The sequence below is a fragment of the Microbispora sp. NPDC049633 genome, assembly GCF_040675265.1.
Classification (GTDB): Bacteria; Actinomycetota; Actinomycetes; order Streptosporangiales; family Streptosporangiaceae; genus Microbispora; species Microbispora maris.
Map to the genome: position 1 here is coordinate 20,075 of NZ_JBFAOO010000044.1, position 17,641 is coordinate 37,715.

At 70.5% G+C, this 17,641-nt stretch carries 22 protein-coding genes; 7 read left to right on the plus strand and 15 right to left on the minus strand.

Going from position 1 to position 17,641, the window contains the following annotated elements; all coding sequences use genetic code 11:
* Positions 1–146 precede the first annotated feature (146 nt).
* Entirely contained in the window at positions 147–845 is a 699-nt protein-coding gene (locus tag AB0J39_RS14290; RefSeq protein ID WP_363464222.1) for a GntR family transcriptional regulator, read from the plus strand.
* 129 nt (positions 846–974) lie between these two features.
* Here the strand turns inward: AB0J39_RS14290 and AB0J39_RS14295 are convergent, their stop codons facing one another.
* The 3 genes from AB0J39_RS14295 to AB0J39_RS14305 all read right to left on the minus strand — a co-directional run bounded on the left by AB0J39_RS14295 (position 975) and on the right by AB0J39_RS14305 (position 4,350).
* A complete protein-coding gene (locus AB0J39_RS14295) occupies positions 975–1,562 on the minus strand; it encodes a hypothetical protein (RefSeq protein WP_363464224.1) in 588 nt (195 codons plus the stop codon).
* Positions 1,563–1,631: 69 nt separating this feature from the next.
* Positions 1,632–2,288, minus strand: a complete 657-nt coding sequence (locus AB0J39_RS14300; RefSeq protein ID WP_363464226.1) for a response regulator transcription factor — start codon at positions 2,286–2,288, stop codon at positions 1,632–1,634.
* On the minus strand, positions 2,278–4,350 hold the full coding sequence (locus AB0J39_RS14305) for a histidine kinase (protein ID WP_363464227.1): 2,073 nt from the start codon (positions 4,348–4,350) through the stop codon (positions 2,278–2,280). Before AB0J39_RS14305 ends, AB0J39_RS14300 begins: the two co-directional genes overlap by 11 nt.
* Positions 4,351–4,587: 237 nt before the next feature.
* Here AB0J39_RS14305 and AB0J39_RS14310 point away from each other — a divergent pair, with 237 nt between their 5' ends.
* A complete protein-coding gene (locus AB0J39_RS14310; protein ID WP_363464229.1) occupies positions 4,588–5,226 on the plus strand; it encodes a hypothetical protein in 639 nt (212 codons plus the stop codon).
* 4 nt (positions 5,227–5,230) lie between these two features.
* Here the strand turns inward: AB0J39_RS14310 and AB0J39_RS14315 are convergent, their stop codons facing one another.
* Positions 5,231–6,091: a helix-turn-helix transcriptional regulator gene (locus AB0J39_RS14315; RefSeq protein WP_363464231.1), complete on the minus strand. Its 861-nt coding sequence runs from the start codon at positions 6,089–6,091 to the stop codon at positions 5,231–5,233.
* Between the two features lie 102 nt (positions 6,092–6,193).
* On the opposite strand from AB0J39_RS14315, the gene AB0J39_RS14320 reads away from it, so the two are divergent.
* The gene (locus AB0J39_RS14320; RefSeq protein WP_363464232.1) at positions 6,194–6,889 is read left to right on the plus strand and encodes an SDR family NAD(P)-dependent oxidoreductase; all 696 of its coding nucleotides are present in this window, start codon (positions 6,194–6,196) and stop codon (positions 6,887–6,889) included.
* 44 nt (positions 6,890–6,933) lie between these two features.
* On the opposite strand, the gene AB0J39_RS14325 is transcribed toward AB0J39_RS14320, so the two are convergent.
* Both AB0J39_RS14325 and AB0J39_RS14330 read right to left on the minus strand, forming a co-directional pair.
* Positions 6,934–7,263, minus strand: a complete 330-nt coding sequence (locus tag AB0J39_RS14325; protein ID WP_363464234.1) for a barstar family protein — start codon at positions 7,261–7,263, stop codon at positions 6,934–6,936.
* A gap of 47 nt (positions 7,264–7,310) precedes the next feature.
* Complete coding sequence (locus tag AB0J39_RS14330; RefSeq protein WP_363464236.1) at positions 7,311–7,724, minus strand: ribonuclease domain-containing protein; 414 nt, start codon at positions 7,722–7,724, stop codon at positions 7,311–7,313.
* 152 nt (positions 7,725–7,876) lie between these two features.
* Here AB0J39_RS14330 and AB0J39_RS14335 point away from each other — a divergent pair, with 152 nt between their 5' ends.
* Entirely contained in the window at positions 7,877–8,695 is an 819-nt protein-coding gene (locus AB0J39_RS14335; protein WP_363464237.1) for a glycoside hydrolase family 16 protein, read from the plus strand.
* 109 nt (positions 8,696–8,804) lie between these two features.
* Positions 8,805–9,320 carry a DUF4142 domain-containing protein gene (locus AB0J39_RS14340; RefSeq protein WP_363464239.1) on the plus strand — a complete coding sequence of 172 codons (516 nt, stop codon included), beginning with the start codon at positions 8,805–8,807 and terminating at the stop codon, positions 9,318–9,320.
* Positions 9,321–9,375: 55 nt separating this feature from the next.
* Here AB0J39_RS14340 and AB0J39_RS14345 read toward each other — a convergent pair whose 3' ends face one another.
* On the minus strand, positions 9,376–9,498 hold the full coding sequence (locus AB0J39_RS14345; RefSeq protein WP_259400651.1) for a hypothetical protein: 123 nt from the start codon (positions 9,496–9,498) through the stop codon (positions 9,376–9,378).
* Positions 9,499–9,696: 198 nt separating this feature from the next.
* On the opposite strand from AB0J39_RS14345, the gene AB0J39_RS14350 reads away from it, so the two are divergent.
* Complete coding sequence (locus tag AB0J39_RS14350; protein WP_363464241.1) at positions 9,697–10,155, plus strand: MaoC family dehydratase; 459 nt, start codon at positions 9,697–9,699, stop codon at positions 10,153–10,155.
* Between the two features lie 286 nt (positions 10,156–10,441).
* On the opposite strand, the gene AB0J39_RS14355 is transcribed toward AB0J39_RS14350, so the two are convergent.
* The 3 genes from AB0J39_RS14355 to AB0J39_RS14365 all read right to left on the minus strand — a co-directional run bounded on the left by AB0J39_RS14355 (position 10,442) and on the right by AB0J39_RS14365 (position 11,493).
* Positions 10,442–10,690: a winged helix-turn-helix domain-containing protein gene (locus AB0J39_RS14355; protein WP_363464242.1), complete on the minus strand. Its 249-nt coding sequence runs from the start codon at positions 10,688–10,690 to the stop codon at positions 10,442–10,444.
* Positions 10,691–10,939: 249 nt separating this feature from the next.
* Positions 10,940–11,239, minus strand: a complete 300-nt coding sequence (locus tag AB0J39_RS14360; RefSeq protein WP_363464244.1) for a hypothetical protein — start codon at positions 11,237–11,239, stop codon at positions 10,940–10,942.
* A complete protein-coding gene (locus AB0J39_RS14365; protein ID WP_363464245.1) occupies positions 11,236–11,493 on the minus strand; it encodes a hypothetical protein in 258 nt (85 codons plus the stop codon). Before AB0J39_RS14365 ends, AB0J39_RS14360 begins: the two co-directional genes overlap by 4 nt.
* A gap of 96 nt (positions 11,494–11,589) precedes the next feature.
* On the opposite strand from AB0J39_RS14365, the gene AB0J39_RS14370 reads away from it, so the two are divergent.
* Positions 11,590–11,865 carry a winged helix-turn-helix domain-containing protein gene (locus AB0J39_RS14370; protein WP_363464247.1) on the plus strand — a complete coding sequence of 92 codons (276 nt, stop codon included), beginning with the start codon at positions 11,590–11,592 and terminating at the stop codon, positions 11,863–11,865.
* Between the two features lie 63 nt (positions 11,866–11,928).
* On the opposite strand, the gene AB0J39_RS14375 is transcribed toward AB0J39_RS14370, so the two are convergent.
* The 5 genes from AB0J39_RS14375 to AB0J39_RS14395 form a co-directional block, all read right to left on the minus strand.
* Positions 11,929–12,150: a holin gene (locus tag AB0J39_RS14375; RefSeq protein ID WP_363464249.1), complete on the minus strand. Its 222-nt coding sequence runs from the start codon at positions 12,148–12,150 to the stop codon at positions 11,929–11,931.
* Between the two features lie 44 nt (positions 12,151–12,194).
* On the minus strand, positions 12,195–13,025 hold the full coding sequence (locus AB0J39_RS14380; protein ID WP_363464250.1) for an N-acetylmuramoyl-L-alanine amidase: 831 nt from the start codon (positions 13,023–13,025) through the stop codon (positions 12,195–12,197).
* A 2-nt stretch (positions 13,026–13,027) separates the two neighbouring features.
* Positions 13,028–13,294 (minus strand): hypothetical protein, encoded by a 267-nt coding sequence (locus AB0J39_RS14385; protein ID WP_363464251.1) that lies wholly within the window; start codon positions 13,292–13,294, stop codon positions 13,028–13,030.
* 448 nt (positions 13,295–13,742) lie between these two features.
* Positions 13,743–15,875 (minus strand): hypothetical protein, encoded by a 2,133-nt coding sequence (locus tag AB0J39_RS14390; protein WP_363464252.1) that lies wholly within the window; start codon positions 15,873–15,875, stop codon positions 13,743–13,745.
* Between the two features lie 11 nt (positions 15,876–15,886).
* Entirely contained in the window at positions 15,887–17,626 is a 1,740-nt protein-coding gene (locus AB0J39_RS14395; protein ID WP_363464253.1) for a hypothetical protein, read from the minus strand.
* Positions 17,627–17,641: the final 15 nt, after the last annotated feature.

Genomic DNA, 17,641 nt, shown 5'->3' on the forward strand with positions numbered 1-17,641 from the left:
CGTGGTTCCTTTCGGGGCCGTGTCGCGGAGTGCGTGGTGATGCGACCGACGGAGGGCCGGCGATCCGCGTAGGGCGCCGCCGTCGATGGCGAAATCGACACTAACACAGATAATCGATTATTTGGTGAATCGTCTATGCTGGCCGCATGACCCAGACGGCCTACCCCTCGAACTCGCCGGGCAAGCAGATGCTCTCCGAGCAGGTCTACGCACATCTGCGGGATGCGATCATGCGCGGGGAGCATGCCCCCGGTGAGGCCCTCAAACCGCAGGACATCGCCAAGGACCAGGGCGTGAGCCTGGCCGTCGTGCGTGAGGCGCTGCTGCGGGTGGTCGGCGAGGGCCTCGCCGACCGGCTGCCCAACCGCGGCTTCGCCGTCCCGTCCTTCTCCGACCGCCGCTGGCAGGAGATCGCCGAGGCCCGCCGGACCATCGAACCGGTCGTGCTGCGCATGTCGATCGAGCGTGGCGACGTCGACTGGGAGGCCCGCGTACGAGCCGCCCACCACCGTCTGGCCCGTACCCCGGCGTTCGTGCCCGAGGAGGGCGAGTACTACAGCAGTGCATGGTCCGAGGCCCATCGGGTCTTCCACCGCACGCTGCTGGAGGGCTGCGGCAACCCCGTACTGCTGGAGACCTTCGACCGGTTGTGGACCGCGAGCGAGCTGGCTCGCCGCTTCTCGGCGAACCGCGACCCCGGGCGGGATCACGTCGGCGAGCATCGCCGGCTGGAGGAGGCGGCGCTGGCCCGCGACGCCGACGCCGCGGCTGAGGTGCTGGCCCGGCACCTCACCCTGACCGCGGCCGCACTGACCGGTCGCACCGGCCAGGCGAAGGAAGGCTGACACGCCTCGTCGGCCTGGCCGAAGGCCAGGCCTTGAGGGTGTGAATGAGCCGTCTGGTGGCCGTCTCAGCGGCAGACCTGGTGAGCGCGGGTGACGCTTCTTTTTCGCGTGAGAGGAAGACGGCTTGCGTCAGCTCTTCCAGGTGGCGTTTCTGAGCACGGTGGCGAGCCCGGGAGTGGCCCACTGGTCGACGATCAGGAGCCTCTCCTTCGGCAGGTACCACTCACGCTGCCTGAACGTCGACTTCTCCGTCGCGTCGTCGTACGTGACGCAGCGTCCCGGCCATACGCGGTAGTGCGCCTTGTGGCCCTCGCCGATGTTCCGGTGGCCGACCGCGACCGCCTTACCGAGGACATGGCCGAGCTTGGGGTCCGTCGGGCAGGGAGCCACGTCGACGGCGGGATAGAACGGTCCATCGACGGGGTTGTACCGCCGGAAGCCCTCGCCCCCGGTCTTGAGCGTCTTCGCTCCCATCACCCAGAAGCCCTGGCACCTGGGCTCGAAGTAGTGGCTCTTGGGCTTGGCGCAGGCGCCTGTCACCACGTGCACCTGATCGCCGCTCCGGTGGACGCGCCAGGTTCGGGGGATCTCCAGGGTCGGCCCGCCGGACAGCCGCAGGGACGTGGTGGAGGTGGCGTAAGCCCGGTCGGCACCGGTCACGGCGACGGCTCCGATGACGGCGCCGGTAGCGGCGACCAGCGAGATCATTCTTCTCATCACGGCGCAAATAGTAGTGATGATCCATATAGGTCATTTCGGTCCTGGCCCTCCGGGGTTCCCCGGCGGTCAGCGGCCGAGGCCGGCGTCCCGGGCGCGGATGATCGCCTCCGCCCGGTCGGCGGCCTGGAGTTTTGTGAGCACCGCGTGCACGTGGTTGCGCACGGTCTTCTGGGACAGGAAGAGCCGTGCGGCGATCTGGCCGTTCGACAGGCCGGCGGCCACCAGGTCGAGCACCTCGTGTTCCCGGGCGGTCAGGGCCGGAAACGGCGAGACGTCACCGGCCTGCGCCCTCGGGGCGAGGAAGCCGGCGATGCGCGAGGCGAGGACCGCGCCGAACACGACGCCGCCGCCGGCCACCGTGGTGATCGCGCGGACGACCTCGTCGGGCTCGGCGCCCTTGAGCAGATAGCCGCGGGCACCGGCACGGAGCGCGTCGAAGATGGTGCCGTCCTCCTCGGACATCGTGAGCACCACGATGCCGATCTCGGGGTGCTTCTCGAGGATGCGACGGGTGGCCTCGATGCCGTCCATGTCCGGCATCTGCACGTCCATGACCACCACGTCGGGGTCTCGCTCGGCGGCCTGCCGCAACGCCTCGACGCCGGTCGAGGCCGTCCCCGCGACCTCGACCTCGTCGATGCTGCTCAGCAGTGCCGCGAAGCCTTCGCGGAACACCGGATGATCGTCCACCACGAGCACCCTCACCGGCCGCTTAGCCGTCATCTCCCACCTTTCCCGTAGACGTGAGCACGGGCGTCCGCCCTGACAACGTGACGGGCAGGCGCGCCCGCACCCGCGTGCCGGCCGGCTCCGCGGCGGTCACGGTGCACGACCCGCCGAGTTCGGCGGCCCGTTCGCGCAGCGACACCAGTCCCACGCCGGCCACCGTCTCCGGGGCGAGGCCGACGCCGTCATCGACGACCACCACGTCGAGGTGCCCGCCGTCGACGTCGCGGGTCAGCGACACCACGCATTCGCCGGCCTTCGCGTGCCGCACCACGTTGGTGATCGCCTCCGACGCGATCCGGTACGCCGCCACCTCCACGGCGGCCGGCAGACCGGTGAGGTCGCCCCGCTCCTCGACCCGGACGGTCAGGCCCGGGGCGCGCAGTCGCTCCGCCTGCTGGCGGATCGCGCCGACCAGGCCCACGTCGTCGAGCGCGGGCGGACGCAGGCCGTGCACCAGCCGCCGTACCTCGGCGAGCATCCCGGTGAGCTCCTGGCGGGCCGTGCCGAGGATCCGGTCGGCGTCCTCGCTAGAGCGGCGGGCGGTGATCCGGGCCGTGTCGATCCGGGACGCGACCGCCGCGAGGGCGGGGCCGAGCCCGTCGTGGAGTTCGCGGCGCAGGCGGCGCCGCTCGTCCTCGACGGCGGAGACGATGCCCTCCCGGCTGCGCTGCAGCTCCTCCGCGAGGCGTACGGCACGGGCCGCCGCGGCGGCCTGGCGGATCAGGTCGGCCAGCAGTCGTTCGTCATTGGCGGTGAGCCGGCGGCGGGCGGCCCGGCGCGGCAGCAGCAGCCGCCCGATGCGCTCACCCCGGTAGGTGATGGGGAGCGCCTGCGTCTCGGCGGGACGCTCGCCGTCCTCGACGAGCAGCACTTCGCCGCTGACCTGGGTGATCTCCACGCCCACGTAGGGCGTACGGAAGGCCTGGGCCACCGTACGGGCCAGTGTGACGAGTTGCGCCTCCGAGTCGTCGGTGCGCTCCAGCCGCTCGGCGAGCCCGGACATCACGTGGTAGGGGTCGTCCCGGTCCCCGATGATCCAGCGCCGCACCAGGCGCCACAGCCGGTGCCGGAGCTGGGCGTACAGGATGGCGACCGCGAAGACGGCGATGACCAGCCGCTCCCCCTCGTTGAGGCGCGGCCCGAGCAGCCGGCCCGCACCGCCGAGGACCAGCAGGTCGAGGACGAACGTCAGGGCGAGCAGGAGGCCGTACACCAGTGTCCCGCCGAGCAGCCGGTCCACGTCGACGAGATCCGGCCGCACGATCCCGATCGCGACCGACCCGGCCGTGAGGATCACGGCGACGGTCAGGCCGGCGGCGCCGATCCAGTTGGGCAGCAGCCGGAACGTCAGCATGACCAGGAGGTCGACCACGGCCGCCCACAGCAGCCAGCGCATCCGGGCGCGGCCGGCACCGGTCAGCGTGCGGTAACGCCGCACCACGACGACGAACGGGGTGACCAGGCTCAGCGGGAGGCTCAGCTGAGCCACCAGCAGCACACCGGTCCAGACGGCGTCCGGCAGCGGGAGGTAGAGCGCCTCGAGGTTCAGCTCGCGCAGCGGCGCGGGCAGCGGGGAGGACTCCGAAGTGGCTTGGGCGATGGCGGACGGCGCCGCGAGCAGGGCCAGCGGGAGCAGGCTCGTCAGCCCGAGGCTGAGCAGCGATGCGCCCCGCCACCACCCGGAGGGCAGCTTCCCGTCCGGGAACAGCAGCAGCACCAGGGGGAGCAGCAGCACCAGGCCCGCCCCGAGCCGCTGGTAGACGACGAAGGCCGCGGACGCCCCCGGGAGCGCGGGATGGTGCGTGGTGGCGTACGCGAGCCACGACGACGCCACCCCGTCCAGCGCCCACCAGGCGCCGAAGGCCGACATCAGGCGGCCGAGGGTGTGTCGCGGATACCGGCGGAGCACCACCATGCCGGCCGCGGCGAGTGCGACACCCGCTGTCGAGTCGACTCCGCCCGGCTGCAGTTCGAGCACGGCGCGATGAGCCTGCGGCACCCGCAGGTCGATCAGCGCCGCCACCGGTGTGGCGGTCACGGCGATCGCGAGGAGCACAGGCCCGAGGCGTGGGCGCGAAAGCCGACGAACCATCCCAATCTGCACCAGGAAAGTGTGCCCTCGGCAGGTGTCCGATGTCCCTAGGACGCGCGTCCCATCTGTCATGGGACGCGAGAGATGTCGGGAATCGGGACGCGATGCCCTGACGGCCTGGGCCGGTGGTTCGTGAGGATCGTCCTCGTTGCCGCGGCGACCGCCGCCGCCATCACGACACGCTGCTCAAAAGGAACGACGATGACCGTTCACACCCAGCCCAGCACCCACGCCGCCGACGCGTCCCCGTCCGCGCCGCTCGCCGAGACGGGCGTACGCCGGCTGGCGCTGGGCCTTTCCACCGGCGCGCTGGCCTGGTCCGCCGCCAGCTTCCTCTACGGCTTCACCCCCGCGACCGAGACGGGTGTCAAGATCACAGACCTGGGCGGCCTGGCATTCCAGTTCGGCGCCCTGTCCCTCCTCGCGATCATGATTCGTACGAGGGCGACCGGGGTGAGCCGCGTGGCCCGCGCGATGCTGCAGGTCGAGCGGGTGCTGCTGGCCCTGGCGATGGCGTGGAGCGTCTTCCACGCGTTCCTGCCCGCTCAGCGGGACAGCGTCTGGCTGGGGATCCTCGACGCGTTCTGGCCGCTGTCGATGCTGGGCATGTTCGTGATCGGCATCAAGGTCGCCGTCGCCGGGCGGTGGCGCGGGGCGGCCCGCTTCTGGCCGCTCGTCGCCGAGAGCTGGGTGGTCGTCACCCTCCCGACCATGGCGATCCTCGGCACGTCCGTGTCGGACGTCGTCGGCGCGGCCCACCTGCTCGTGGGCTACACCACGCTCGGCCTCATCATCGCGTTCCGTCCCGAGCTCGTACGCGGCGCGAACCGAACGTCGTAGCGGCTCAGCGAGCCGGGGCCGTGACACCGGTGACGCGGACGAGATCGAGCTTGGTCTCGTCCTCGCTGCCGGGAACGGCCGTGTAGACGACGATCTTCAGGTCGGTGTCGGAGTCGCAGAGCACGTCGCAGTCGACCGTGACGTCCCCCACCGCCGGATGCCGGATCGTCTTGCGGTCCTCCGCGTGGCCGCCGACGGCGCCGGAGTGCCACAGCTCGGCGAAGCGGGGGTTCCCGGTCAGTGTCCGGCGGATCAGCTCGCTCAGGCGCGTGTCCTCCGGGTAGCGGCCGGACGCCCGCCGCAGGTCGGCGACGATCGCCCGGTCGGTCGCGTCCGCGTTCTCGGAGACGACGGGCCAGGCCGCCAGGCGCGTGCGGTCGGAGGCCGCCGGGAAGCGCGAACGCACCAGGTTCCGCTCCTCCGGCGGGACCACGGAGGGGTCGCCGAGGAGCGCCGCCCAGCCGCGGTTCCACCACAGCAGCCGCCAGTCGGCGGCGAACACGGCGACCGGCGCGTCCCCGAGCCGGGTGAGCACCCGCTGCATCCCGGGCGGGATGTGGTCGCTGATCACGCCGTCCCGGGGTGGTTGCAGCCCGGCGAGCCGGTAGAGGTGATCGCGCTCGGCCCGGCTGAGCTGGAGCGCCCGTGCCAGCGCGGCGGCGACCTGCGCCGACGGCGTGGTCGCCCGGCCCTGCTCCAGCCGTACGACGTAGTCCACCGAGACGCCCGCGAGGTCGGCGAGCTCCTCGCGGCGCAGCCCGGCCGCGCGGCGTACGCGTCCCGCGGGCAGGCCGACCGCGGCGGGGGAGAGCCGGTCGCGCCACGCGCGGATCGTCGAGCCCAGGCTCGTCTCGTCTGTGGTCATGTGCCCATTCTGCGTGGGTCGCCGGACGCCAGGGTGGTACTGCCTGTCCTACCGGAGCGCTCTCCCTGGTTGTCCGCGTGCGGCCCGGCGATGCTTTCACCCATGACGATCACCTTCATCACCGGGGCCAACAAGGGCCTCGGGTTCGAGACCGCCCGCCGCCTCATCGACCTCGGCCACACCGTCGTTCTGGGCGCCCGGGACCCCGAGCGCGGGCAGACGGCGGCCGACAAGCTCGGCGCGCGCTTCGTGCGGATCGACGTGGCGGACGACGCGTCGGTCGCCGCCGCGGCGGCCGACGTCGCCGCCCACGAGGGCCGCGTCGACGTCCTGATCAACAATGCCGGGATCCTCGGCCCGCACGTGCCCGCCGAGGAGCTGACCGCGGAGCACGCCCTGGAGGTCTACCAGACGAACGTCGTGGGCGTCATCCGCGTGACGAGCGCCTTCCTGCCGCTTCTGCGGCGGTCGGAGCACCCGGCGATCGTCAACGTCAGCAGCGGAACGGGATCGTTCGCGCTGACCCACGACCCGGCCCGCGTGGAGTCCACGGTCGTGGGGCCGCTCTACACGTCCTCGAAGTCCGCGGTGACCATGCTCACCACGCAGTACGCCAAGGCGCTGCCCGGCATCCGGGTCAACGCCGCCGACCCCGGCTACACCGCGACCGACCTCAACGGGCACAGCGGCAGCCAGACCGTGACGGAGGGGACCGACGCGATCGTGACGCTCGCGACCGAGGGGCCGGACGGCGGAACGGGCCGCTTCGTCGACCGCTTCGGCCCTGTGCCCTGGTGACGGCCCTTCGGCCCTGTGCCCCGGTCACGGCAGGGGCGCGACGGTCAGGACAGGGCCTCGATCACCCGCCTGCGCAGCAGGGGCTCGTGACCGGGGCCGGCGTGGAGCGTCAGGGTCAGCCCGGCCTCGGCGGCGCCGGCCAGGACCGCCAGCAGCGTGGCGAACTGCCCGGGAGGTTCGGCGTCGAGCAGTTTCTCGGCGTGCTTCACGACCAGATGCACCGGCCCGATGTCGCGCAGGGAGTCGGTGAGGGCGTCCCAGTTGCGGCCGAAGTACGCGGGGAGGCGCAGCACCCGTGCCACCTCCTCGAAGAAGGCGGCACGGGTCCGGCAGGCCGGGCCGTCGACGACCGCCGGGACCGGATCGGTGGTCACCGTAAGCCACGGTGGCAGCGGGCGTGCGGCGGAGGCCATGACGAGTCCTAGAGCCGGTAGAAGTCGGTGTAGTGGTTGGGCGAGAACCAGGTCACGCCCGTGCCGCGGTTGACGACGATCCGGTACGCGTCACGCGAGGCGCCACGCGCCCGGGAGTAGACGTCGTACTCGTAGTAGGTGGCGCCGGCGGGGAGTTGGCCCTCCCGGTTGTAGAAGCGCCCGCCGGTGTAGTTGTACCTGCCGTCGGGCCAGGAATACCAGCCACTACTGGTGGGATACCCCTTCCCGGCCCAGATCGCGTTCGCCGAGCGGGCGTCGGCGCAGCGGGAGATCGAGCAGGAGCCGTAGACCGAGGCGTGGGCGGGGACGACGCCGGTCACCCCGGTGAGGGACACGATGGCGGCGATCACGACGGTGAGCCGTCCCGCCCGGGACGGCCGGAAGCGTCGCGGAGTCTGCACGAGACCTCCTTGTGGGGGCGAGGGGACAGACACTCGCCAGCATCACCTCGGAACCGGGCCGGGCCAAGGTCGGCGCGGTGAACTTTCGTCGTCTTCTCCCGTATGCCCCGGGGTGAGCCTCGCTTCCCCATGAGTCGCGCCAGGATTGCCGTATGAGCGAAGCCCTGGAAAGAACGTACGCGCCGGACCCGGTGACGAAGGCCGGCTATGTGCTGGAGTTCGAGGACACCTTCGAGGGCGGCGTGCTCGACGAGAGCCGCTGGATCCCGCGCTACCTGCCCCAATGGACCACGCGCGCGGCCTCGGCGGCTCGATACCGGGTGAGCGACGGCCGCCTGCGCCTGCTCATCGAGGAGGACCAGCCGCCGTGGTCGCCGGAGACGGAGGGCCGGATGCGCGTGTCCTCACTGCAGACGGGCGTGTTCTCCGGACCGGTGGGCAGCGGCGTCGGCCAGCACGGGCGGGGCCGGGCCGTCGTCCGCGAAGCACAGGAGGAGGCCCGGCTCTACACCCCCCACCACGGCCTGATCGAGATGCGCGCCAGAGCCACCGACGATCCGCGCGCCATGGTCGCGCTGTGGATGATCGGCTTCGAGGACGCGCCCGAGCGGTCCGCGGAGATCTGCGTCTGTGAGATCTTCGGACGTGACGTACGACCGGAGACGGCGGCCGTCGGCATGGGCGTCCACCCGTTTGGGGACCCCGCGATCAGCGACGACTTCGCCGCCGAGGTCCTCCCCATCGACGCACGGGAGTTCCACGTGTACGCGGCCGAGTGGACCCCGGACCGGGTGACGTTCCTCGTGGACGGCCGGCACGTCAAGACCATCCGGCAGTCCCCGGACTACCCGATGCAGCTCATGCTCGGGATTTACGAGTTCCCCGACGCCGAGGGGCCGGACCGGGTGGGGCCGTACCCCAAGGAGTTCGTGGTCGACTACGTGCGGGGCTACCGGCCCGCGACGAGCTGAGCCGTAGCGAGGACGCGGCCGGTGGGTATGAGGCATGTGAAGCGTCATGCCCGGATGGTCGAAGCCGATCAGCCGGCGCTCGCCGTCCGGTGAAGGATCGGGGGATCTGATGCTGAGATGGCTCATCGTCCTGGTCGCGGCCGTGGTCGCGACACTGTCAGGGGTCACCGCAGGCTACGCGGCGCCGCCGGATGTCAGCGACAAGGACAAGGCGTTCCTGGTCGCCGCGCATCAGGACAACCTCACGGAGATCCAAGGCGGGCAGACCGCCGAGCGGCAGGCCGCCAAGCAGTCGGTCAAGGACGCCGGCAGGAAGTTCGTGGAGGACCACACCTCCCTCGACGCCCAGCTCAAGCGGGTGGCCGAGAAGCTGAATGTGGACCTGCCCAGCCGGCCGAGCGAGGAGCAGCAGGCCGAACTGCGCCGGCTCGCGGCCAAGAGCGGCGCCGCGTTCGACCGGGCCTGGATCGACGCACAGGTCAAGGACCACCGCAAGACCCTGCTCGCCCTGGACGACCAGGTGTCGAACGGATCCTCGGAGGAAGTGAAGAACCTGGCCCGGGCCGCCAAGCCGGTGGTCCAGGAGCACCTCGACCTGGTCGAGAGCATCCAGAGCGGCGAGTGACGACCGGTGCCGGCCGGGGCGGGTCTCCGGCCGGCACGTCCCCCTGACCGCGGGCTCACCCGAACAGCTTGACCAGCAGCAGGATGATGAGCGCCCAGCAGACGAGACCCGCGACCACGACCGCGACGAGGCCGCGAAGCCGATATCGCTTGCCAGGTGGGCCGGGCTGCTCGTCCACGTCTCCTCCACGCCGGAGTGTGGGCCGGCGGTGTGCTGATACCCCGCAGGTCACGAGCAGATCGTCACTCAGGGAGATGTGTTTGTTGCTGATCGTGACATGGCTCGTCAGGTCCCCGATGGCACCAGTGTGAGCGGCGCCGGGCTCCGAGTCCCCCGATTCCCGCCGACCGCCGGCGCCCTTGCGTAGGGTGCGATCATGCGGATCTTCACGAATCTCGCCGAACTCAAGGCGGCCAAGGGCGAGCATCTCGGGTACAGCGACTGGCGGGAGATCGGTCAGGAGAGGGTGGATCTCTTCGCCGACGCGACGGACGACCACCAGTGGATCCACGTGGACCCGGAGCGGGCGAAGGACGGCCCGTTCGGCGGCACCATCGGGCATGGGTACCTCACGCTCTCGCTGCTGCCGTCGCTGGTGAGCGAGTTGTATCAGGTCGGCGGCCTGCGCATGGCGATCAACTACGGGCTCAACAAGGTGCGCTTCCCCCGGCCGGTTCCCGTCGGGTCCCGCGTACGGGCCGGGGCCGAGATCGCCGACGTCAAGGGCACGCCGTCGGGCACCCTCGTGAACCTGCGCGTCACGATCGAGGTCGAGGGGGTCGACAGGCCGGCCTGCGTCGCCGACACGCTCACGCTCTTCGTTCCCCAGGAGTGACCTCTCGCGCCCATGGTCGGGCTCCGACAGTACGGGGGGCCGCTTGACCGGGGGCGGAGCGATTTATTGGCGCAAGCAGGGGTGAGGGGTCTGGTAGAGTTACACCCGTTGCCGGGCACCGCAGGTGATCAGGCAGCAAAGCGGCCGTAGCTCAATGGATAGAGCATCTGACTACGGAGTATCCCACCAAAAGCAGCGTACGGGTAACCGTTCTACCAGGAACAGCCTGAACAGCGTACGCCGGGAATCAGACGCTTAAACCAGGGGCCGATTCGGGCCCCTTTTTTCATTCCTCGTCGTCCTCCGGCTCCGGCCCCACGAAGCTACCGAGGTTCGGCCGGGTGTAGATCAGCCGCTTCTCCTCACGCAACCACGCGATCGACTTCCGCGCCGTGTTCCGCGCGATCCCGAACTCCTGCATCAACGCGTTCTCCGACAGCAGCCGGCCCGGCCCGTACTCGCCGGACTCGATACGCCTGCGGATCACGTTGGCGACCTGACGCCAGCGGGGAACATCCTCCCGCCACTCGATCATGAACGGGAGCGTAGGCGACCCTGCACGTGCCCGCTCGACCGGCCGTACGCACGCGCGTGCATGCGCAGGCATAGAGCGGCATGAAGCGGTGGCCTATGATCGGTGGCTGCTGGGGCGGTGCGGCGTCACCCGCATCGCCCCGGCCCTCTGCTTGCTGGTGGCCCCGGCCGCCGTAACCCCCTCAGGCTCGCGGGCTCGGGGCCACCGCCCGCCGGCCGCCGCGGCGCGCGCCGCGGCCGACGGGAGTCCTCAGCCCTGATCCCGCTGCCTGTGCAGCTCCTGAAGCACTGCGAGCATCTTCTCGGCCTCGTCCGGATACTTCGCCATCACCTGCCGCAAATGCGCGAGCTCCCGCTCACGCGGAGCGGGAATGCCGAGCGACCGCTCGAACTGCTCCAGCCTGAGGTGGACCGTCATGTTGTAGGCGAGGGCAGCCATTGTGCCGCCCTGTTCGCGCATCGCCGCGGCCTTCAACTGCTCCAGCCTGACGGGGTCCGCGCCGTTGACGATCGCCTCCTGGCACATCCGCTCAACGTCGTCCGGCGTCACCAGGCCTCCCCCGTCCGCAACGGCGCCTCCTCCGTACGCGCCAACCTCGTCGTGATCAGGACGGCGGCCACGCTCTCCTGATGCGCGATCACCCGCGCCAACTCGAGCTGCGTGTCCGCGTCTACGGTGCGGAACGCGCCGGCGTCTTCGGCGTCCAGGTCGAACCGCCTCGCGCGGGTCGCCCACCAACGGCCGGCGTCCGAGCGCCACACATGCCAGGGGGATGACGGGATCCCGGAGAAGTCAGGAGCCATGCCGTCACAATACGTCACCTGGTCCTACCTGGCCAGGGCCAACCATGGCCAGGCTTGCCTATCTCTCGTTACGCCTGGTCACCTACCGTCCGCAGTGTGAGCATCGATCGTGAGGCGGTGAAAGCGCCCTACCTCCAGCTGGCCGACATCCTGCGCGAACGCATCACGAGCGGGCAGATCCCGCCCGGCCGCCGCGTTCCCTCGCAGATGGAGCTGGAGCAGGAGTTCGAGATCAGCCGGAACACGATCAAGAAGGCGCTCGACGTGCTGAAGCGGGAGGGCCTGCTTGAGACGGCGCCCGGCCGCGGCCTGTTCGTCCGGGCCTCCCAGGACGCGGAAAACCCGCCCCCGCCCACCCCAGACGAGGGGTGAACGGGGGCGAGAGTTTCCGAGGGTTCCCGGCCAGGAACAGGTGTCCGAGCCCGGGCCCTCAGCTCAACGCGACCGCGTGACGAAACCCGCGCTCTGCGGGTCGCCCTTGAAACCAGCCGCGACCGACGTCAGCAGCGACACGACGGCCGCCAGTCCAGCGACCGAGCCGACGGTCGGCCAGGACACGTCGAGCAGTCCGATGGCGCCCACGCCGACGACGCCGAGCGCGGCCTGCGCGGCGGTCCGTACGGCACGCTCGACCGCGTCCAAGAGCCACTTCTTCATGTGCCCCTCCCAGGGGGATCAGCCCGCCACGGGTGGCGGGAGGTCTAGTTGGACTCGTCGATCGCACCGGGCTGACACGACGACGGCGGGGGCGGAGGCGTCTGTGGGGTCGGCCGCCAGGACCACGTCATCTCCCACGTCGCCCGGTCCACGACACCGGTCGTCGGCAGGCCGGTCGCCCGCTGATACGCCTTGACGACGGCGGAGCTCTTCGGCCCGTACACCCCGTCGACCTCGATGGCCCAGCCGCGGGCCTTGTACTTGGCCTGGAGAACCTCCACGTCCCGGCCCGTCATGAACGGGTCGGTGACCTTCAGAGTGCGGCCGGGCCACTGCGGGATCCCGTTCTTCACGGTCACCTTGACCGGCTTCGGCGGCTCGACGAGCAGCCGGGCCCGGCGCACGATCTCGGCCTTCTGCGCGACCACCTTCGTGCCGGGGCACGCCGGGTGGTTGCCCCACGCCGCCCCGCCCATCGCGTGATGGCCGAGCCCTCGCCCGTTCGGGTCGCTCGTCACCTGGAGCGGCACGCCGTGCTCCTTGTGCGCCCACGCGAGGACCTCAGCGCAGCGGTCGAGCTGGGCGTCGGTGAGCGCGTCCCCGGCCTTGCCCTCGTTTTCGATGCTGATCCAGTTCGGGTTGCCGGCCTTCTGCGCCCATGCCCGGTCCCGGGTGTCGACCCACTGGCGGAGCGCGCCGCCGCGGCCGGTGCCGAAGTGCGAGGAGGCCTCGGCGCGCGGGTTGTTGAACCAGGCCTCGGTGCCTTCCAGAGTCCCGGCCATGATGTGCAGCGTGACGCCGTGGATGGCGCCCATGCCGCCAGGTGTCTTGTTGCCGGTGATCGGCCGCCACTCGGCGCCCGGCATACGAGCCATGATCAACCCCCTCGGGTGAACGCGACGATCGCGAGGATCAGGGAGGCGAGGGAGACCAGCGCAGCCACCGACGGCAGCGGCCACCGCCCGCGCTCGAGCGCCCGGATGCGGGACTCGTGGTCGGCGAGATCCGTCACCGTGGCCGCGTGGGCGGTCGCGACTTGCTCGACCTTGCTGTCGATCTGATCGACCTTGCGGTCCGTTCTCAGGAGCAGGTCGTAGATCTCCCGGGCTCCGATCGTCACGGGGCCGAGAGGGTCGAGGCTCACAGAGGTCTCCTTGGGGTGCTGCCGGCCCGCGCCCGAGCCCTCGGGGTCGGCAGCACGTTCATGGGGTCAGGAAGGCTCGGGCGGTGACGCGAGTGACGCGTGACGCGTTTTCCCGGGTTGAGTCCTTATGCGCGTATGCGTGCGCGCGTAGTGGCGGATAGGACGGGAAAACGTGTCACATGCGTCACGCCAAGATCAGCAAGCGGAGATCGTGACGCAACCCTGATGTGTTTGCGCTGGTCTGACGCATGTGACGCGTTTCCCTGGTATCCGCGAAACCGTGACGCATCCGCTCGGAAACGCGTCACGAATGCGTCACCAGAAGCCCGGATGCGTCACGAACACGAGCCACACTCGCGGTTTCCGGGCCTGCCGGGTGTCGTATCCCCGCCTGGCCGTGACGCATCCAGTGACGCATCCCGGCGGCCGGGTGACGCATCCGTCACCCTCACTCCAGGAAGCCGCGGGCCCGCAGCTTGTTGATGAGGGCCTTCAGGCTGAGGTTGGTGTTCGCGGAGTCCTGCCGCAGCGCGTTGTACGCCGACGAGCTCGCGAAGTCGCCGCTCTGCGTCGACGGCGAGGTGAAGTTCGGCACGTCGGGTATGTCCTCGGCTCCGGGGATGTTCACCGGCCGCACGCGCTTCGCCTCGTTGGACAGCCATTGGACGTCGCGCTCCAGGCGGCGGACGTGGCGGGGCTGCTCGGTGGGGAACCGGTCGCCGCTGTTGAGGTCGCTGATCGTCGGCTCTTCGAGGATCAAGACCGCCTCTTCCTTGCCGACGCCGCGCCGGACAGGGGTGATGGCAATGCCGATCAGCCGCTGCGACTGGTTGACGCCGGCCCCGCCCGAGATCCTGGCGAACCACTCGTTTACCAAGATCCTGCGCACGGTGTCGCCGAGCGCCGAAGGCGACAGCGTGGTGCGTGCGCCGAGCGCCACCGTGCAGGAGTAGACGCGCACGGCTCCGGCCATGGTGGCGATCCACCGCGACGCGTAGCTGTTCAGCGTGCTCGTCGAGGTGGATTCGCCCGGGTGGTCGATCCGCTGCCCGATGCGCGGCCACCCGGCCGCCAGATGCGCCGTCGCCGACGTCCACGAGCTGTAGACGGGTTCGGCCCCCTCCTCGGCGTCGACGTTTTCCGGCGTGCCGCCCCTGACGCGCACGCGGGTCGCCCCTCGGAGCGCGTCGATCTCCTCGGACCATTCGAGGATGTCGCCGCCGTGCGGGGACTCGGTGACAACGTGCGTGGTCTCACCCACAATGCGGGGCCAGCCCCACCGCCACCACCGCTCGACCTGCCGCGTGTCCGGGTTGTACGTCGGGTCGATCGTCCACTCGAACCCGTTGTACCCCTTCGCGAAGTCCGTGAGGACGTCGCCGTAGGTGGGATCGTTCTCCAGCTTGGCCTCCAGCGTGCGGGTCACGCCGGAGGTGCCGGTCTGGAGCATTAGGCCGATGTTCGCGCCGGACAAGCCCTGCATGTGTGTGATCAGCGACCTCGCGTTCGCGATCTGGTCCGAGCTGTAGCTGAGGTCGGTCTCGACCGGCACGTTGTGCATGTACGCGTCGAGGCCGCTGCCGCGCAACTCCACGCTGATGCCGCCGCGGCGCGACCGCGCGAGCCGCGCCCCGGTGATCCAGTACTCGCCCCACAGGACGCCAGCCCGCCAGATCCGGACGGTGAACCGGCCCGGGCCGGTGCTCAGGTCGCTGCTGAGGCGGGGGATGATCCGGGCGACCTCCTCGGCGACGGTCTCGTTGGGCACCGGCAACGTCGCCGAGAACGTCCCCGGCTCGCCCAGCCTGCGATCGAAGGTGCAGTCCGAGGGGCGGATGTCGGTGATGTACGAGCCGGTCAGCAGGTCGTGGCACATGTACCTGTAGAGGCCGGAGCCGCGGCCGGGGGCGGTATCCGGGATCACCGGAGGCGTCGGCGTGGACCCGGTCGTCGGGATGAGGATCGTGAAGCCCATCGACTCGCCGACGGTACGGCCCAGGCGGAACGCAGCGGCGGGCACCTGCGTGGATGACACGATCGGGCGGGACGCCATGCTGGCCGAGACGTACTGGCGGGACTGCACGGACCGGACCGGCGTGTAGCCGGCCGGTGCCTCCCACGACAGGGTCAGGTTGCTGTTGAGACTGAACGCGACCCCGGCGCGGAGCTCCAGCCCGGACCCCGTCGACGGTGTCCCGGCCGGGGTGGTCAGGTCCTGGGTGTTCCCGGCGGCGCCGCTCTGGGTGACCAGGATGCCGTCCGCCGAGGCGCCCGAGATGGACACGATGGTCACCGTGACGTCGGCCAGCAGCGACTGGGTGAGCCGGTAGGTGCTCGGCTCGGACGCCGTGGCGAGGCGGCGGTAGATCTTCGTGCCGCCGCCGGCCCCGCCGTCCCGCGACCGGCTGGCGATCGTGGTCCAGGTGCCGCCGCCCGTGACGGTCATGGCGTCCAGGCTGCCGATGTCACAGCTGTGGATGATGAGCAGCACGTCGCCGGGCTGCGACTCGGGGGCGGCGACGTTCCGGGCGCTGACCTCGGAGTAGGGGGCGGTGACGCTATCACGGATCTGCGCGGGCACGGGTCACCCCCTCACAGGTAGGCGTGCCGCCACAGCACGGTGATTTCCGGTGCGCTGCCGCCGCCGTCGTAGGTCACCTGCGACTGGCCGGCCGCCAGGACGAGGTCGAACACGGGCACGGACGTGTCGGATAGGGCGCTGATGACGTCGTTGCCGCCGAGCTTCACCGACCCGTAGTAGGTGTCGATGACCAGCGTCTGTCCGGACGGCACGGTGAGGCCGAACTCGAGTACGCGTGCGTCTCCGCCGAACCTCTGGATCTCCACGGCCGGGTTCGTGGAAGGGCCGGGGACCCTGATCAGCGGGTAGCTGGCGGCATTGCCCAGGTTGGTGAGCGTCTGCGTCTCGCCGTCGCCGATGACGGCCGAGTTCAGCCCTTGCGATAGCAGGACCGGGTCGGACAGGACCCATTGCAGGGTGTACCGGCCCAGGCCGAGCCGGTACTGCTTGTCGACGGGGACCGCGCGGCGGAGCACGGACCCGTAGCCGACGTAGACGGTGCCGAGGATCCTCACCGCGAGCGGCAGCTCCGTTTCGTCCTCCAGCACCGGAGTTTCGGCGATGAGGGTCTCGACGGTCTGCGCCATGTCCGCCCGCGGCACCCGGATCAGCCCGGACAGCGTAACGGTGCGCTCCTGCGCCAACTTCCTACCGGGGTAGCTGCCGTGCCTGCCGGGCTGGGGCACGTTGCCGGAGTCCAGGCCGGGCATGTCGTTCACCCAGCCGTCGAACTGCTGGAGGCTGTACGGTGTGCCGCCACCCAGGAGGAAGCCGTTCCATTCGATCTGCCCGTCGGCGGTGAGCTTGTCGCCTGGATTCACCGGAACCCCAGCGACTACGTCGAAGACCTCCCAGGTGCCGGCGAGTGTGTCCGGGGTGACGGTGACGTTCTTGAATGCCTCGACGGTGGGAGCGGGCAATTCCCAAACCCCGGTGAGGAGGTCGGGGTTGACGGCGGTCAGCCCGTCCGCAACGGTGACCTCCGGGTCGGGCAGGGACCAGGAGCCGGTCAGGGTGGCGGGGGCGGCCTCGGTCCCGAGGGAGACCGCGGGGGCGGGGAGCGCCCAGACACCGGTGAGAGTGTCGGGGGTGAGACTCACACTGACCTGGTCCGGGCCGACGTACCCGGTGTCGGAGACCGCGACGTCGTCCAGGTAGTAGGTGTAGCCGCTGAGGCCCCGGAAGGAGATCACGGTAAACGCGGACGTGCGGAAGTTCTGACCGGACCCGCTACCGGTGAACGTGGCCGTAGCGGAGTCCGCGTTGTGGAAGACCTGCAACTCGCACGTACCGGTGGTGGACGTTGCCCCGGTGAACCGGGCCTCGATCCTCACCCATTGGCCTGTCGGGATCGCGCTCGGTGTGGTCGTGCCGGTCACGGCACTGCTCGTGGCCGCGTTGACGATCTGGACGGTGCCCGTCGTGGTGATCCGGATGTACGCGGCGGTGTTGATGCCGGCGTCCAGCTCGACGACATCGAGGTTCGACGAGGGATAGCTGGGCAGGTAGACATACACCCGCGGATAGGCGGTGCGGCCGGACAGGGCCAGGTCCCAGGCCATCGTGGGGTTGCCCGTGAGCCTCGCCACCAGCGGCGCCCTGCTGCCGGTGGCGTTCGTGCTGGAGTACGACACCGCGCTGGAGCTACTGACGAGGTTGAACGCATTCCCGCTGCTGCCACCGCTGTTGGCGGAGGTGATCGAAGCGCCGTCCGTGCCGCCGCTGAAGGTGTTCTTGAGGAGCACCGTCACCGCCCTCCAGGGTCG

Bases quoted from the DNA above. Each gene is read 5' to 3' on its own strand.
- AB0J39_RS14290 (WP_363464222.1), top strand. From the start codon at position 147: ATGACCCAGACGGCCTACCCCTCGAACTCGCCGGGCAAGCAGATGCTC.
- AB0J39_RS14295 (WP_363464224.1), bottom strand. From the start codon at position 1,562: ATGAGAAGAATGATCTCGCTGGTCGCCGCTACCGGCGCCGTCATCGGA.
- AB0J39_RS14300 (WP_363464226.1), bottom strand. From the start codon at position 2,288: ATGACGGCTAAGCGGCCGGTGAGGGTGCTCGTGGTGGACGATCATCCG.
- AB0J39_RS14310 (WP_363464229.1), top strand. From the start codon at position 4,588: ATGACCGTTCACACCCAGCCCAGCACCCACGCCGCCGACGCGTCCCCG.
- AB0J39_RS14315 (WP_363464231.1), bottom strand. From the start codon at position 6,091: ATGACCACAGACGAGACGAGCCTGGGCTCGACGATCCGCGCGTGGCGC.
- AB0J39_RS14320 (WP_363464232.1), top strand. From the start codon at position 6,194: ATGACGATCACCTTCATCACCGGGGCCAACAAGGGCCTCGGGTTCGAG.
- AB0J39_RS14335 (WP_363464237.1), top strand. From the start codon at position 7,877: ATGAGCGAAGCCCTGGAAAGAACGTACGCGCCGGACCCGGTGACGAAG.
- AB0J39_RS14340 (WP_363464239.1), top strand. From the start codon at position 8,805: ATGCTGAGATGGCTCATCGTCCTGGTCGCGGCCGTGGTCGCGACACTG.
- AB0J39_RS14350 (WP_363464241.1), top strand. From the start codon at position 9,697: ATGCGGATCTTCACGAATCTCGCCGAACTCAAGGCGGCCAAGGGCGAG.
- AB0J39_RS14355 (WP_363464242.1), bottom strand. From the start codon at position 10,690: ATGATCGAGTGGCGGGAGGATGTTCCCCGCTGGCGTCAGGTCGCCAAC.
- AB0J39_RS14365 (WP_363464245.1), bottom strand. From the start codon at position 11,493: ATGGCTCCTGACTTCTCCGGGATCCCGTCATCCCCCTGGCATGTGTGG.
- AB0J39_RS14375 (WP_363464249.1), bottom strand. From the start codon at position 12,150: ATGAAGAAGTGGCTCTTGGACGCGGTCGAGCGTGCCGTACGGACCGCC.
- AB0J39_RS14380 (WP_363464250.1), bottom strand. From the start codon at position 13,025: ATGGCTCGTATGCCGGGCGCCGAGTGGCGGCCGATCACCGGCAACAAG.